This is a genomic window from Pseudooceanicola aquaeponti (genome assembly GCF_050897975.1).
GTDB lineage: Bacteria > Pseudomonadota > Alphaproteobacteria > Rhodobacterales > Rhodobacteraceae > Pseudooceanicola.
On record NZ_JBPAXY010000007.1, the window covers coordinates 329543 to 342672 of the forward strand.

The following is a 13130-nucleotide window of genomic DNA, read 5'->3' on the forward strand; positions in this document are numbered from 1 at the left end:
CGGCGGGGGGATCAAGGGGCTTTTGGCAATCCTTTTTTGCGCTAGTATCAATCGCGTTGCCCGAGAGGTGCCCCGATCATGTCTGACCCTGCGCTGCCCTATGCGCTGTATCGCCCTGCGCGGCTGACAACCAGCGTGGTTTTCGCCTCGCCCCATTCGGGGCGGGACTATCCGGCGGACCTTATGACACGCACCCGGCTGGACGGTCGCCAGATCCGCAGTTCCGAAGATGCCTTCGTTGATCGCCTGTTTGCCCCGGCGACCGAACTGGGTGCGGCGCTGCTCTGTGCGCGGGTGCCACGGGCCTATGTCGACCTGAACCGCGCCGCCGATGAGCTGGATCCGGCGCTGGTCGAAGGCGCCCGTCGGCGCGGGCACAATCCGCGCATCGCCTCGGGGCTGGGGGTGATTCCCCGGGTCGTGGCGGGCGGACGGCCGATCTACGATGGCAAGATCCCCCTGGCCGAGGCCGAGGCGCGGCTGGAACGCTGCTGGCAGCCCTATCACGCCACCCTGCAAACCCTGCTGGCAGAGGTGCACCGGGGCTTTGGCGAGGCGGTGCTGATCGACTGCCACTCGATGCCGCATGAGGCCCTGGATGCGATTCGCCGCAATTCCCGCCGTCGCCCCGACGTGGTGCTGGGCGACCGTTTCGGCGCCTCGGCGGACAGCCAGCTGGTGGACCGGATCGAGGCCGCCTTCACCGGCGCCGGGCTGAACGTGATCCGCAACGCCCCCTTCGCCGGGGCCTATGTGGCGCAGCACTACGGCCGCCCGGCGCGGGGCCGCCACGCGGTGCAGATCGAGATCGACCGGGCGCTTTACATGGACGAGGCGCAGATCGAACCGCGCGCCGATTTCGACGCCTTCGCCACCCTCATGCACGGCATCATCGCCGAACTGACCGAGCTGGGCCGTAACGACCAGCCCCTGGCCGCGGAATAACGCCCCGCCCCAGCCTCGCCCCGGTGCGGACGCGGCGCGCGCGCCCTGCGCCGCGCCTTCCCTCGCCCGCCAGACCCCCTCCCCTAGCCCTGCAAAAGCCCAAAGGGCCCCGCGGTCACAGCCCCCGCGCCGGACTGTTCCCCCGGCCTCCCTCTTCTCATTGCCAAAAATATCCCGGGGGGAATTGAGCCGCAGGCTCAAGGGGGGCAGAGCCCCCGCCCCCCGTCGCAATCAGCGCAGCGCCCGCCCCTTGCGAATCGCATCTTTGCCGAAGCGCGCCCGGATCTGGTCCGAGGCGCGTTCGGCGGCGCTGCGCCGCCCCGCCTCGGGGTCCAGCAGGTCGCCCGAGCGGTCGGCGTCGGCGGCCGGTCCCAGATCGGTGACGCCTACCCCGATCAGCCGGAAGGGCCCGCGATCGGGTAGCTTGTCGAAGAGCCCGCGCGCCTCGCGATAGATGCGGTCGGCCAGCTGGGTGGCATCGCGCAGCCCGGTGCGACGGGTCAGCAACGAGTGATCGGCGCGCTTCAGCTTCAGCACCACGGTGCGGCCCGCGATCTCTTTCGCCTTCAACCGGTCCGACACCTGTTCCGCCAGCCGCCACAGATGGCCGTCCAGCAGCTCGGGGTCGGCGATATCCTCGAAGAAGGTCGTTTCGTTCGACACCGATTTCACCGGGGCGTGCGGCGAGACGCGGCGCCGGTCCTCGCCCCGCGACAGATGGTAAAGCCGGGTGCCCATCGAACCGAATCGCGCCACCAGATCCGACAGCTCCCACCGGCGCAGATCCTCGATGGTGCGGATCCCCGCCCGGTCCAGCGCCCCCTTTCCGGCCGCGCCCACGCCCCAGATCAGCCCCACAGGCTTGGGGCCAAGGAAGGCCAGCGTCTCGGCCTGGCCGATCACCGCGAAACCATGCGGCTTGTCCAGGTCCGAGGCGATCTTGGCCAGGAACTTGTTGTGCGACAGCCCGATCGAGCCGGTCACCCCCAGCTCGTCCCGCATCCGCCGCACCAGGCGGGCCAGTTGCACCGCAGGCGGCGTGCCATGGAGCCGCGCGGTGCCGGTCAGATCCAGAAAGGCCTCGTCCAGCGACAGCGGCTCGATGGCCGGGGTCAGTTCCTCCATCATGGCGCGGATCTGGCGCGAGACCTCGACATAGCGGGCCATGCGGGGGCGGATCACCACCGCCTCGGGGCAGAGTTTCAGCGCCTGGAACATCGGCATGGCCGAGCGCACGCCCCGGATCCGCGCCACATAGCAGGCGGTCGAGACCACCCCGCGCCGCCCGCCGCCGATGATCACCGGCTTGTCGGCCAGGCTGGGGTCGTCGCGTTTCTCGACCGAGGCATAGAAGGCGTCGCAATCCATGTGCGCGATGGACAGCTGCATCAGTTCCCCATGGGCGACACAGCGCGGCGATCCGCAGGCGGGGCAGCGCAGGCGGTCGCGGGTCGGGGCGGTGAAACTGTGCAGGCAGTCGCGGCAGAGGGCGTCCATGTCAGGTTCCGGTGGGTCTGCTTGGGCCCAGATGATAGACCGGCGGCATGACAAGCGAAACAGGCATTCCCGGCGCCGCGCTGGAACGCGGCCGCCCCTTCTCGGGCGCCAAGGTGGCGCTGTTCCTGGGCGCGCGCCTGGCGGTGCTGCAACGCGACGACATCCCCGGAGTTCCCTATCCCGGCCTCTGGGATCTGCCCGGCGGCGGGCGCGAGCCAGGCGAAAGCCCGCGCGACTGCGTCATCCGCGAAACGGCGGAAGAGCTGTCGCTGATCCTGCGACCCCGCGACTTCCGCCACGCCCGCGCCTATCGCGACCAGGCGGGCGCCGAGGTCTGGTTCTGGACGGCCCGCCTGCCGCCTGCCTGCGTCGCAAAGATCCGGCTGGGGGATGAGGGGCAGGGCTGGGCGTTGATGCCCCCGCGCGCCTACCTGGCCCATCCCGCCCATATCCCGCCCTTGGCCGCGCGGCTGCGCCGGGTGCTGGGGGGTTGAGGCGCGCCGGGGTCCTCCTCGGCCCTGTCAGGCCTCTTCGGGCTTGCGTCGCCCCTTGCGCAGCCAGGACGGGGCGAAGCCCGCCAGGCCGCCGGTCACGTCGAAGTCGTCGCTCGGAACATTCGGATTGCGTGCCATCGGTTTCCCCTCCCAGGCGGTGATCCTGGGACAAGGATGCGGCGTGACGCCATGTGGCGTCCATGGGGGTATTCCGGACCCCGGCCCGGGCTTGCGCCGGGAACGGGGGTCAGAGGCCGCGCAGCTCGCTCACGATGGCCTGGGCGGCGCCGCGGGGATCCTCGGCGCGCCAGACCGGACGGCCCACCACCATGTGGTCGACCCCTGCGGCCACGGCCGAGGCAGGGGTCGCGATGCGTTTCTGATCGTCGCTGGCGCTGCCCGCAGGGCGCACGCCCGGCGTGACGATCAGGCGTCCCTCGGCAGAGGGCAGGGCCCGGATCGCCGCCGCCTCGTTGGGCGAGCAGATGATGCCGTCGGCTCCGGCGCCAAAGGCGCGGTCGGCGCGTTCCACCACCATCTCGGCCATGTCGCCTGCGCGCATCATGCCGTCATCCAGATCGCCCCGGTCCAGCGAGGTCAGGATGGTCACGCCCAGGATCTTCAGGCCCGTCCCGGCGGCCCCTTCCTTGGCGGCGCGCACCACATGGGGGTCGCCATGGACGGTCAGGAAATCCAGATCGTATTGCGCGATGCCGCGCACCGCGTTCTCCACCGTCTGGCCGATGTCGAACAGCTTCATGTCCAGGAAGATGCGCTTGCCGTGCTCCTGCTTCAGCTCATTGGCCAGGGCCATGCCGCCGCCGGTCAGCATCCCCAGACCGATCTTGTAGAAAGAGACCGCGTCGCCGATCTTCTCGGCCAGCTCCAGCCCTTGCAGGGCATTGGGCACATCCAGGGCAACGATCAGGCGGTCGTCGGCGGCGTTCGGGGTCTGGGTCATGGGCTCTCTCCGCGATTTCCCCCCTGTTGGGCCAGCGCGCGGCGCAGGTCAAGCCATGGGCCCGCCCCGCGGCCCCCTGGGCCCTCTCGCGCGGTGCCCCCTCTTCTTGTTTGCCAAAAATATCCCGGGGGGAGGCTCCGGCCCGGAGCCGGGGGGCAGCGCCCCCCTGCCGCCGTCAGGCGGCGCGGTGCAGCACCCGCTTCCACAGGGCGGCGGTGGCCGCCTCGACCCGGGGCGGCAGGGGGCGGGGCGCGGCCTCGCGGCGCCGGGCGCGCAGCGGTCCCTGGGCATGGCCCTGCTGGCGGGCATGGCGGCGGCGGGCCAGTTCCGCCAGGGCAGAGGTCACCGCTTCGTAATCGGCATTCATCGGGGCGCGCAGGCTGACCGGGTAGGTGAAGACCTCGCCCGCGTCATGCAGGGCCACGGCGGCCTCGAAGGCGCGGGCGGCGGGGTTGTAGCGGACCCGCGACAGGCGGGTCAGGAAAGGGGCAGGGCGGGGGTCCTTCTCGGTCTCGGGCATCATGGCCTCCTTGCAGGGGCGCCGGTCGGGGCGCGTTGGCAATAAAACGGATGGCCCCCGCCTCGGGTTCCGTTTTCGCGCCGGTTTCGGCCGGAACCCGCTTGAACCGCGCCCCGCCGATCCCCATCTCGAGATCGTGAGGTCCCGGACCGATCGGTATGCCTATCAAGGGTGCCAAGAGACGCGGGACGCTTGGGAAAAGGAGTATTGCCATGGACTTGTCGAAGTTCACGGAGCGGTCGCGGGGATTCATCCAGGCGGCCCAGACCATCGCCATTCGGGAAGGCCATCAGCGCCTGGTGCCCGATCACATCCTCAAAGCGCTGCTGGACGATGAAGAGGGGCTGTCGGCCAACCTCATCGGCAAGGCTGGCGGCGACGCCAAGGCCGTTGCCCAGGCCTGCGAGCTGGCGCTGAAGAAGCTGCCCGTGGTCAGCGGCGACAGCAGCCAGACCTACATGGACAACCAGACGGTCAAGGTGATTGCCGAGGCCGAGAAGGTGGCCAAGCAGGCCAAGGACAGCTTCGTGCCCGTCGAACGGCTGCTGACCGCGCTGGCCCTGGTGAAATCCGGCGCTAAGGACGCGCTGGAGGCCGGGGGCGTTTCGGCCCAGAAGCTGAACGCCGCGATCAACGAGATCCGCAAGGGCCGCACCGCCGATACCGCCAGCGCCGAAGACACCTTCGAGGCGCTGGAGAAATATGCCCGCGACCTGACCAAGGCCGCCGAGGAAGGCAAGATCGACCCGATCATCGGCCGCGACGACGAGATCCGCCGCGCCATGCAGGTGCTGAGCCGCCGGACCAAGAACAACCCCGTCCTGATCGGGGAGCCCGGTACGGGTAAGACCGCCATCGCGGAAGGTCTGGCCCTGCGCATCATCAATGGCGACGTGCCCGAAAGCCTGAAGAACAAGCGTCTTCTGGCGCTGGACATGGGCGCGCTGATCGCCGGTGCGAAATATCGCGGTGAGTTCGAGGAACGGCTGAAATCCATCCTGTCGGAGATCGAGGCCGCTGCCGGTGAGGTGATCCTGTTCATCGACGAGATGCACACCCTGGTCGGCGCCGGGAAAACCGATGGCGCCATGGATGCGGCCAACCTGATCAAGCCCGCGCTGGCGCGGGGTGAGTTGCACTGCATCGGCGCCACCACGCTGGACGAATACCGCAAGTACGTCGAGAAGGACGCGGCCCTGGCCCGTCGCTTCCAGCCGGTGATGGTGAACGAACCCACGGTCGAGGACACGATTTCGATCCTGCGGGGCATCAAGGAGAAATACGAGCTGCACCACGGGGTGCGGATCTCGGACTCGGCCCTGGTGTCGGCGGCGACCCTGTCGAACCGCTACATCACCGACCGGTTCCTGCCCGACAAGGCCATCGACCTGGTCGATGAGGCTGCCAGCCGTCTGCGCATGGAGGTGGACAGCAAACCCGAAGAGCTGGACCAGCTCGACCGGCATATCCTGCAGCTTCAGATCGAGGCCGAGGCCCTGAAGAAAGAGGACGATGCGGCGTCGAAGGACCGGCTCGAGGCGCTGGAGAAAGAGCTGGGCGATCTGCAAGAGAAAGCTGACGCGCTGACCGCGCGCTGGCAGGCGGAACGTGACAAGCTGGCCGGGGCGCGCGAGCTGAAGGAACAGCTGGACCGGGCCCGGGCGGATCTGGACATTGCCAAGCGGCAGGGTGACCTGGCCAAGGCCGGGGAGCTGTCCTACGGCGTCATCCCGCAGCTGGAAAAACAGCTGGGCGAGGCCGAGGCCGCCGAGGCCGAGGGAGAGGTCATGGTCGAAGAGGCCGTGCGGCCCGAGCAGATCGCCAGCGTTGTCGAACGCTGGACCGGGATCCCGATGGCCAAGATGCTGGAGGGCGAGCGCGAGAAGCTGTTGCGCATGGAGGACGGTCTGCACCGTCGCGTCATCGGCCAGAACGCCGCCGTCAAGGCGGTGGCCAATGCGGTGCGCCGGGCGCGTGCGGGTCTGAACGACGAGAACCGCCCGCTGGGCAGCTTCCTGTTCCTCGGGCCGACCGGCGTCGGCAAGACCGAGCTGACCAAGGCCGTGGCCGAGTTCCTCTTTGACGACGACAGCGCCATGGTGCGCATCGACATGTCCGAGTTCATGGAGAAACATTCGGTCGCCCGTCTGATCGGCGCCCCTCCGGGCTATGTCGGTTATGACGAGGGCGGCGTGCTGACCGAGGCCGTGCGGCGGCGCCCCTATCAGGTGGTGCTGTTCGACGAGGTCGAGAAGGCGCATCCGGATGTGTTCAACGTGCTGTTGCAGGTTCTGGACGATGGCCAGCTGACCGATGGTCAAGGGCGCACTGTCGACTTCAAGCAGACGCTGATCATCCTGACCTCGAACCTGGGCGCCCAGGCCCTGTCGATGCTGCCCGATGGCGCCGATTCCTCGGACGCGAAGCGCGACGTGATGGACGCGGTGCGGGCCCATTTCCGCCCCGAGTTCCTGAACCGGCTGGACGAGATCATCGTCTTCGACCGGCTGGGTCGTCAGGACATGGGCGGGATCGTCGAGATCCAGCTGGGCCGTCTGGAAAAACGTCTGGCCGGTCGCAAGATCCGGCTGGAGCTGGACGAGGATGCCCGCAAGTGGCTGGCCGACGAGGGCTACGATCCGGTCTTCGGCGCGCGGCCGCTGAAACGGGTGATCCAGCGCGCGTTGCAGGATCCGCTGGCCGAGGTCCTGCTGGGCGGCGAGATCGGCGACGGCGCGGTGGTGCCGGTGACCGCAGGCCCCGAGGGGCTGATCATCGGCAACCGGGTCGGCACGTCGGAGCGCGACACGCCGGATGAGGCAACGGTCCACTGAGGATGTCAGGGTAACGAGTGAACGGGTGGGGCGGCTCCGCAAGGGGCCGCCCCTTTTCCTTGCGCCAAGGCCCTTTGTGCCGAGGTCCCCCCCCCCGGATCCGGGCGGGTGATCTGCCGCAGGGACAGGGCGGCGCGGGCGTGGCCTTCTGCGCCCCGACATGCCGCGCGAAAGGAGACCCGCCCCATGCCGACCGATGTCCCTCTGGTCGCCCCGGCCCGGGCGCTGGCCTATCACCATGTGGCCCGGGTGACCCTGGCGCGCGAGATGACGCCGCTTCAGGCCTGGTGGGCGATGCAGGCCCGCCCCCTGCCGGGGCTGGCCCTGGCCTTTCGCCTCCGCGACGCGATCTCGGCCCGGTTCGGGGTGAAGCGGATCGGCGGGTTTTCCGGTGACCGGCCCACACAGGTGGCGGCGGGCGACAGGCTGGACTTCTTCCTGGTGGAAGAGGCACGCCCCGACCTGCTGGTGCTGACCGAACGCGACCGCCATCTGGATGTGATGACCTGCCTGTCGACCGAGGGGCGGGTCTTCACCGTGACCAGTTCGGTCAAGGTGCATAACGCCTTCGGGCGGCTTTACATGATCCCGGTGGGTCTGGCGCATCGGGTGATTGTCGCGGCGATGCTGCGCCGCCTGCCGCGCGCCTGAGGACGGACGCGGGGGGCTAGATCCGACCGCGCCACAGGGTGAGGCCGATGCCGGCGAACCAGGCGATCATCCCCAGCCCGAAGACCGCGCCGGGCGCCTCGCCCAGGGCGGGGATCAGCGTGGCGACCCCGGCGGCGGCCAGGGCCAGCCCGGCACTGGCCAGCAGGCGCGGCCGGGTGGGGGCGTCGCGCAGGGCCAGGGCGGTGATCGCCAGCCAGGCCGCGCCGGCAATTTCGGTGCCGCCGCCCAGCCCCTCTTCGACCAGCCGCGCCGCGCGCCACAGGGCCAGGGCCTGATCGGGGGCGCGGGCCGCCAGGGCCGTGGCCTTTTCCAGCCCGGCCAGGGCCACCAGCCCGGCGGCCAGCACAAGCCCGGCCCAGATCAGCCCCAGCCCCCGCACCAGCCCGGCCATGGACGAGGCGGGCGCCAGGCAGCGGCCCAGCCCCTCGGCCAGCAGGGCCAGGGCAAAGCCGTTGGCCAGGTAGATCACCAGGAACCAGCCCTTCAACAGGGTGCGATGCGCCCCGGCAAAGGCCAGGTCCGCCGCCCCGCCCGAACCCGAGGGATCATAGCCGCCGGGCAACAGCACGAGGATCAGCAGGGCGAACCCCGCCAGGTAGGTTGCCGCGCAGATCAGCGCGGCAACCCCCGGCAGGCGGCCCGAGGGGCGCCGGGCCGTCCTGGGCAGGTCGGGGGGCGTGGCCTTAGCCGACAACGGCATGGCCACGCCCCTTCATGCAATTGCGCACCAGGGCCTCGCGCTTCTGGTTGGCCTCGACGCTGCCTGCCGCCGCGCCGGTCAGGGCGCCGACGATCAGCCCGCCCACCAGGCCCTCGGTGTCCGAGGTGTCGTCATCGGCCAGGCCCGCCACGGCGCCGATGCCCGCGCCCACGGCGGCGGTGCCCCCGGCGGCATCTCGGTAGTTGGCGCGCGCCAGCTGCTGGCATTCGCCCAGGTCCTGGCGGAAGGCGGCCGAGGGGGCGCCATCGGTGATCGGGGTATAGTTGGCGCCGCTGTCGGCGCAGGCGGCGATCATCGCCAGCAGGGGCAGGGACAGGGCCAGACGGGTAGGGAAGGAATGGGATTGCATCGGGTAAGCTCCGTTCATGAGGAAAGAAAGAGGCCCGAGCCACCGGGGCGGCACGGGGATGCCGCCGTTTAGGCCCGTGGTGCCGCCCGGCCCATGACCGGCGGTAACAAAGACTTGGCCAGAGGTGACATCTGCGCAGGACGGCGGGCGCCACGCCGGTTCAGGCGCGCGCGGGGCAGGGTGCGGGGGGGATTGGGCGCGTCAGGGGCGGCAGGCGCCGCCGGGGCGCGGGCTTAGCCCTCGGGGATCTCGGCGGCGGCCTTGGCCGCCTCGTCGCCCATGTCACCGACGCTGAGCGAGACCAGATCGAGGCGCAGCAGGTACTTGGCGACGAAGGCCGGGCGGCCATTGCGCGACAGCACCGTGGTCAGCGAGATCAGCGGCGCGCCCGCGGGCAGATCGGCAAAACCGCGGCGCGGGCGACCGCCGGTGGCGGCATCCGACAGGCGCCACAGGGTGGTGACGCATTTGGCGCGGAACTTCGGCCCGAGGTCGTTCAGCAGGCTGCCCGAGGGATTGGCGGCGTCCAGCGGGCGGGCGTCGCGCAGCGCCTCCATCGGCACGGCCTCCAGCGCCGAGACCACCGGCACCTGACCCTCGCCCCGCAGGAACAGGGTCTCGCGGGTGTAAAGCTCGGTCTGCGGCTCTGCGATGTCCAGCAGGCTGCGGCTCCAGTTGGTCGAGGCCAGGGGGCCGTCGCGCACCACCCGCGCGCTCAGCTCGCCCGCGCCGGTGACGATATCCTCGAGCGGGGCCGAGAAGGCGGGGGGGCGTTTGCCCGAGGCGGCCAGCTGGCGGCGGCGGGGATCGGCGGCGCGTTCGATCACCCCGTCCTCTTCCAGCAGGCGCAGGGCCTCGCGCAGGACGGTGCGGCTGACGCCGAGGTCCTCGGCCAGGCGGATTTCCGGCGGGATCAGGGCGCCCGGTGCCGCATTGTTGCGCAGCACCTCGACCAGCTGGTCGTAAACCTGGACAGACAGCGCGCGCTTGTCCTTGACGCGCTGGAACTTCAGCGGCTGGTCTTTCGGCATGGGAAACCCTTCGTCGCAAAGACGTTACCCGTCATTTGTAGCGCGTCACCGGGCGCGGCACAATCCAGAGGGGAGCATTGCGGGGGATCTCACAAAGAAAATCCATTGTTGAACAATGAAGGTCTGCCTGTATGACTTGGGGAAACCCAGGATATGCAGGATGAAGACAATGCAGATGAATCCCCTCGGGCGGACCGGTCTTCCGGTGTCGTCCTTCGCCTTCGGTACCATGGCGCTTTTGACCTCGAACACCGAGGAGGAGGCCATCCGCCTGGTGCATCGCGCGCTGGATGCGGGGATCAACCTGATCGACACCGCCGACATCTATGACAATGGCGTCGTGGAAGAGGTGCTGGGCAAGGCCCTGAAGGGGCGTCGCGACGAGGTGGTGCTGGCCACCAAGGTGGGCCTGCCCATGGGCGGCGACCCGGCGCGATCCGGTGGCGGCCGGGCCTGGATCACCGAGGCCGTCGAAGGTTCGCTGCGGCGGCTGGATGTGGACTGTATCGACCTCTACCAGATGCACCGACCCGACCCGAAGGTGCCGCTGGAGGAAAGCCTGCGCGCCTTCGAGGATCTGATCCGGGCGGGCAAGGTGCGCCACATCGGCAGCTCGACCTTTCCGGCGGAAATGCTGGTGCGCGCGCAATGGGCCGCCGAACGCGAGAAACTGACCGGATTCGTTGCGGAACAGGCGCCTTATTCCATTCTGGTGCGCGGAATCGAGGCCGAGGTGCTGCCGACCTGCCGTCGCTACGGGCTGGGCATGTTGGTCTGGAGTCCGCTGAACGGCGGCTGGCTAACCGGGAAATACCGTCGCAACATGGAGGCCCCGGAGGGCTCGCGCGCGGCCAGCGGCAACCCCTTCGTGCGGGCCGATGACGCGGCCAAGCTGGACGTGGTCGAGCAGCTGGCGCCGCTGGCCGCCGAGGCGGGGCTGAGCATGATGCAGATGAGCCTGGCCTGGACCCAGGCCCATCCCGATGTCACCAGCACCCTGATCGGGCCGCGCACCGAAGGGCAGCTGGATGCCCTTCTGGAAGCGGTCGGTGTGACCCTGGATGCCGATCTGCTGGATCGGATCGACGCGGTGGTGGCCCCTGGCCGCAACGTGGATCCGCGCAATGCGGGCTGGGTGCCCGAGGGGCTGGCCGTCAGCGCCCGGCGGCGCTGAGTCGCGCGGCCCCGCCCGGGGCGCACGGGGGAGCTCGTTCCTGCCATCAAAACGCGCGGGCACCCCTCGATCTCGGCGAAACCCGCTCAAGAAATACGCATTGTCCGTTTCAGGGCGATATTCTCTCACCTAGGAACATATCATTGTTGAACAATGAGCATGACCACATAGGCTCGACCCATGACACCGATGACAGACCAAAGCCTCGCCCGATGACCAGCCGCCCCGTCTCCCCTCAGCCCGCTGCCGCCGCGCCGATCGCGATCGTGGGGTCCTTCAGCATCGACAGCGTGGTCACCCCCGATGACGTGGCGCTGCCCGCCAAGCCCGGCGGCAATGCCCTGTGGTCGGCCATGGGCGCCCATCTGGCCGGGCTGACGCCGCGCATCGTGGCCCGTGTCGGGCGCGACTATCCCGTCGCCGTGCTGGAGCGTCTGGCCGAAGCGGGCTTCGACCTTGGCTCGCTGATCCGGCTGGAGCGCAGCCACCCGGTGCGCGTCAGCTATGCCCATCGTCCCAATGGCGACCGGGTGCAGCCGGTGCCCGAAGAGCTGCTGGCGCATCTGACGCCCGCCGAGCGGGCCGAGTTCGTCGATACCACCCATTCGCCCGAAACCCTGGTGGAAGGCGCGCCCGAACCGCAGGACATTCCCGCCGCCTGGATGCAGGAGGTGGGGCATTGGCACCTGCCGCTGCTGCCCCTGGCGCGGCACCGCGCCCTGGTCGCGGCACTGGCCGGTTCGGCGGGCCAGGTGCAGGCCGATTGCCCGACCCGCGCCGCCCTGCTGGGCGCCCCCTTCGCGCGGCTGGCCGAAAGCCTGCCCGATATCGACATTTTCCTGCCCTCGACCTCGGACCTGGATGTCTTCGCCCCCGATCTGGACCCGCGCGGCGCCCTGGCCGCGCTGCGGGCCCATGGGGCGCGCTCGGTGGTGCTGAAGGCGGGCGCCGACGGCGTCTATGTGCTGGAGGGCGCGCAAGTGACCCATCTGCCCGCCTGGCCCGCGACACCCATCGACCCGACCGGGGCGGGCGACGCCTTCTGTGGCGGCTTCCTGGTGGCGCGGGCGCAGGGCGCCGATCTGCTGGAGGCCGCCGCGCTTGGCTCGGCCTCGGCCTCTTTCGCGCTGGAAACGGCCGATCCGCTGGATCTGCTCGCCGCCGACCGCACCGAGGCGCTGTTGCGCCGCGACGGGTTGCTGGCCCGGGCCACCCTGTTTGACGACGATTTCCCCGTGGGCGCCACCGCGCCAGAGCGCGCGTTGCTGGAAAAGGACACCACCGCATGACCCGCATGACCACCATCGGCCTGATCGGCCGCTCGGCCCGCGCCGGGGAAACCCTGCCGGAACAGCTGCTGGAGGCCGCCGAGGCCGTGGGCCGGGGCGTTGCCCTGGCGGGCGCGGCCCTGGTCACCGGCGGCACCGGCGGCGTGATGGAGGCGTCGTCGCGCGGCGCCAAGGCAGCGGGCGGGCTGACCGTGGGGTTCCTGCCCTATGGCGACGCGTCCAAGGCCAATGCCTATTGCGACCTGGTCTTTCCCACCGGCATGGGCACGATCCGCAACGTGCTGACGGCGCGCTGCTGTCACAGCCTGATCATGCTGGGCGGCGGCGTCGGCACCCTGAACGAGCTGACCGTGGCCTATGACGCGGGCGTGCCCGTGGTGGCGCTGGAAGGCTGCGGCGGCTGGTCCGACCGGCTGCGCGACACCCTGTATGACGGCTGCTTCCTGGACGAGCGCCGGGTGCTGCCCGTCAGTTTCGCCGCAACGCCGGAGCAGGCGGTCGAGATCGCTCTGACCCGCGCCAATGAACCGCGCAGCGGCTCGAAGCTTGAGGCGCTGACCGGATGGGCAGGCGGCTGACCGCGCCGTCACGTCACGGCCCCTGAGGGGGCCAAGATCCATAACATGACCCACAACAATAAAAA

At 69.9% G+C, this 13130-nt stretch carries 13 protein-coding genes; 7 read left to right on the forward strand and 6 right to left on the reverse strand.

From position 1 onward, the window contains the following. Positions 1–78 precede the first annotated feature (78 nt). On the forward strand, positions 79–945 hold the full coding sequence (locus ACRARE_RS18800) for an N-formylglutamate amidohydrolase (protein WP_432658002.1): 867 nt from the start codon (positions 79–81) through the stop codon (positions 943–945). A gap of 231 nt (positions 946–1176) precedes the next feature. Here ACRARE_RS18800 and ACRARE_RS18805 read toward each other — a convergent pair whose 3' ends face one another. Next, positions 1177–2442 carry a DNA polymerase IV gene (locus ACRARE_RS18805; protein ID WP_432658003.1) on the reverse strand — a complete coding sequence of 422 codons (1266 nt, stop codon included), beginning with the start codon at positions 2440–2442 and terminating at the stop codon, positions 1177–1179. 47 nt (positions 2443–2489) lie between these two features. On the opposite strand from ACRARE_RS18805, the gene ACRARE_RS18810 reads away from it, so the two are divergent. Further along, a complete protein-coding gene (locus tag ACRARE_RS18810) occupies positions 2490–2936 on the forward strand; it encodes an NUDIX domain-containing protein (RefSeq protein ID WP_432658004.1) in 447 nt (148 codons plus the stop codon). Positions 2937–3183: 247 nt separating this feature from the next. Here ACRARE_RS18810 and pyrF read toward each other — a convergent pair whose 3' ends face one another. Beyond that, the gene (pyrF, locus tag ACRARE_RS18815) at positions 3184–3897 is read right to left on the reverse strand and encodes an orotidine-5'-phosphate decarboxylase (protein ID WP_432658005.1); all 714 of its coding nucleotides are present in this window, start codon (positions 3895–3897) and stop codon (positions 3184–3186) included. A 175-nt stretch (positions 3898–4072) separates the two neighbouring features. Further along, positions 4073–4417, reverse strand: a complete 345-nt coding sequence (locus ACRARE_RS18820) for a hypothetical protein (RefSeq protein WP_432658006.1) — start codon at positions 4415–4417, stop codon at positions 4073–4075. 212 nt (positions 4418–4629) lie between these two features. On the opposite strand from ACRARE_RS18820, the gene clpB reads away from it, so the two are divergent. Both clpB and ACRARE_RS18830 read left to right on the forward strand, forming a co-directional pair. Next, entirely contained in the window at positions 4630–7251 is a 2622-nt protein-coding gene (gene clpB / locus ACRARE_RS18825; protein ID WP_432658007.1) for an ATP-dependent chaperone ClpB, read from the forward strand. 186 nt (positions 7252–7437) lie between these two features. Continuing rightward, positions 7438–7902, forward strand: coding sequence for a DUF2867 domain-containing protein (locus tag ACRARE_RS18830; RefSeq protein WP_432658008.1), 465 nt, complete (start codon positions 7438–7440; stop codon positions 7900–7902). Positions 7903–7918: 16 nt separating this feature from the next. Here ACRARE_RS18830 and ACRARE_RS18835 read toward each other — a convergent pair whose 3' ends face one another. The 3 genes from ACRARE_RS18835 to ACRARE_RS18845 all read right to left on the reverse strand — a co-directional run bounded on the left by ACRARE_RS18835 (position 7919) and on the right by ACRARE_RS18845 (position 10024). Then, positions 7919–8623: a hypothetical protein gene (locus ACRARE_RS18835; RefSeq protein WP_432658009.1), complete on the reverse strand. Its 705-nt coding sequence runs from the start codon at positions 8621–8623 to the stop codon at positions 7919–7921. Beyond that, on the reverse strand, positions 8607–8993 hold the full coding sequence (locus ACRARE_RS18840) for a glycine zipper family protein (protein ID WP_432658010.1): 387 nt from the start codon (positions 8991–8993) through the stop codon (positions 8607–8609). Before ACRARE_RS18840 ends, ACRARE_RS18835 begins: the two co-directional genes overlap by 17 nt. A gap of 233 nt (positions 8994–9226) precedes the next feature. Next, the gene (locus ACRARE_RS18845) at positions 9227–10024 is read right to left on the reverse strand and encodes a GntR family transcriptional regulator (protein WP_432658011.1); all 798 of its coding nucleotides are present in this window, start codon (positions 10022–10024) and stop codon (positions 9227–9229) included. Positions 10025–10193: 169 nt separating this feature from the next. Here ACRARE_RS18845 and ACRARE_RS18850 point away from each other — a divergent pair, with 169 nt between their 5' ends. From ACRARE_RS18850 to ACRARE_RS18860, 3 genes are all read left to right on the forward strand, one after another. Continuing rightward, positions 10194–11198, forward strand: coding sequence for an aldo/keto reductase (locus ACRARE_RS18850; protein ID WP_432658012.1), 1005 nt, complete (start codon positions 10194–10196; stop codon positions 11196–11198). A gap of 212 nt (positions 11199–11410) precedes the next feature. Continuing rightward, positions 11411–12487, forward strand: a complete 1077-nt coding sequence (locus ACRARE_RS18855) for a carbohydrate kinase family protein (protein ID WP_432658013.1) — start codon at positions 11411–11413, stop codon at positions 12485–12487. Then, a complete protein-coding gene (locus tag ACRARE_RS18860) occupies positions 12484–13065 on the forward strand; it encodes a TIGR00725 family protein (protein WP_432658014.1) in 582 nt (193 codons plus the stop codon). Before ACRARE_RS18855 ends, ACRARE_RS18860 begins: the two co-directional genes overlap by 4 nt. Positions 13066–13130: the final 65 nt, after the last annotated feature.

What these genes read in the sequence shown, in the direction of transcription:
- ACRARE_RS18800 (WP_432658002.1), top strand. Translation starts at nt 79, where the DNA reads ATGTCTGACCCTGCGCTGCCCTATGCGCTGTATCGCCCTGCGCGGCTG.
- ACRARE_RS18805 (WP_432658003.1), bottom strand. Translation starts at nt 2,442, where the DNA reads ATGGACGCCCTCTGCCGCGACTGCCTGCACAGTTTCACCGCCCCGACC.
- ACRARE_RS18810 (WP_432658004.1), top strand. Translation starts at nt 2,490, where the DNA reads ATGACAAGCGAAACAGGCATTCCCGGCGCCGCGCTGGAACGCGGCCGC.
- pyrF (WP_432658005.1), bottom strand. Translation starts at nt 3,897, where the DNA reads ATGACCCAGACCCCGAACGCCGCCGACGACCGCCTGATCGTTGCCCTG.
- ACRARE_RS18820 (WP_432658006.1), bottom strand. Translation starts at nt 4,417, where the DNA reads ATGCCCGAGACCGAGAAGGACCCCCGCCCTGCCCCTTTCCTGACCCGC.
- clpB (WP_432658007.1), top strand. Translation starts at nt 4,630, where the DNA reads ATGGACTTGTCGAAGTTCACGGAGCGGTCGCGGGGATTCATCCAGGCG.
- ACRARE_RS18830 (WP_432658008.1), top strand. Translation starts at nt 7,438, where the DNA reads ATGCCGACCGATGTCCCTCTGGTCGCCCCGGCCCGGGCGCTGGCCTAT.
- ACRARE_RS18835 (WP_432658009.1), bottom strand. Translation starts at nt 8,623, where the DNA reads ATGCCGTTGTCGGCTAAGGCCACGCCCCCCGACCTGCCCAGGACGGCC.
- ACRARE_RS18840 (WP_432658010.1), bottom strand. Translation starts at nt 8,993, where the DNA reads ATGCAATCCCATTCCTTCCCTACCCGTCTGGCCCTGTCCCTGCCCCTG.
- ACRARE_RS18845 (WP_432658011.1), bottom strand. Translation starts at nt 10,024, where the DNA reads ATGCCGAAAGACCAGCCGCTGAAGTTCCAGCGCGTCAAGGACAAGCGC.
- ACRARE_RS18850 (WP_432658012.1), top strand. Translation starts at nt 10,194, where the DNA reads ATGCAGATGAATCCCCTCGGGCGGACCGGTCTTCCGGTGTCGTCCTTC.
- ACRARE_RS18855 (WP_432658013.1), top strand. Translation starts at nt 11,411, where the DNA reads ATGACCAGCCGCCCCGTCTCCCCTCAGCCCGCTGCCGCCGCGCCGATC.
- ACRARE_RS18860 (WP_432658014.1), top strand. Translation starts at nt 12,484, where the DNA reads ATGACCCGCATGACCACCATCGGCCTGATCGGCCGCTCGGCCCGCGCC.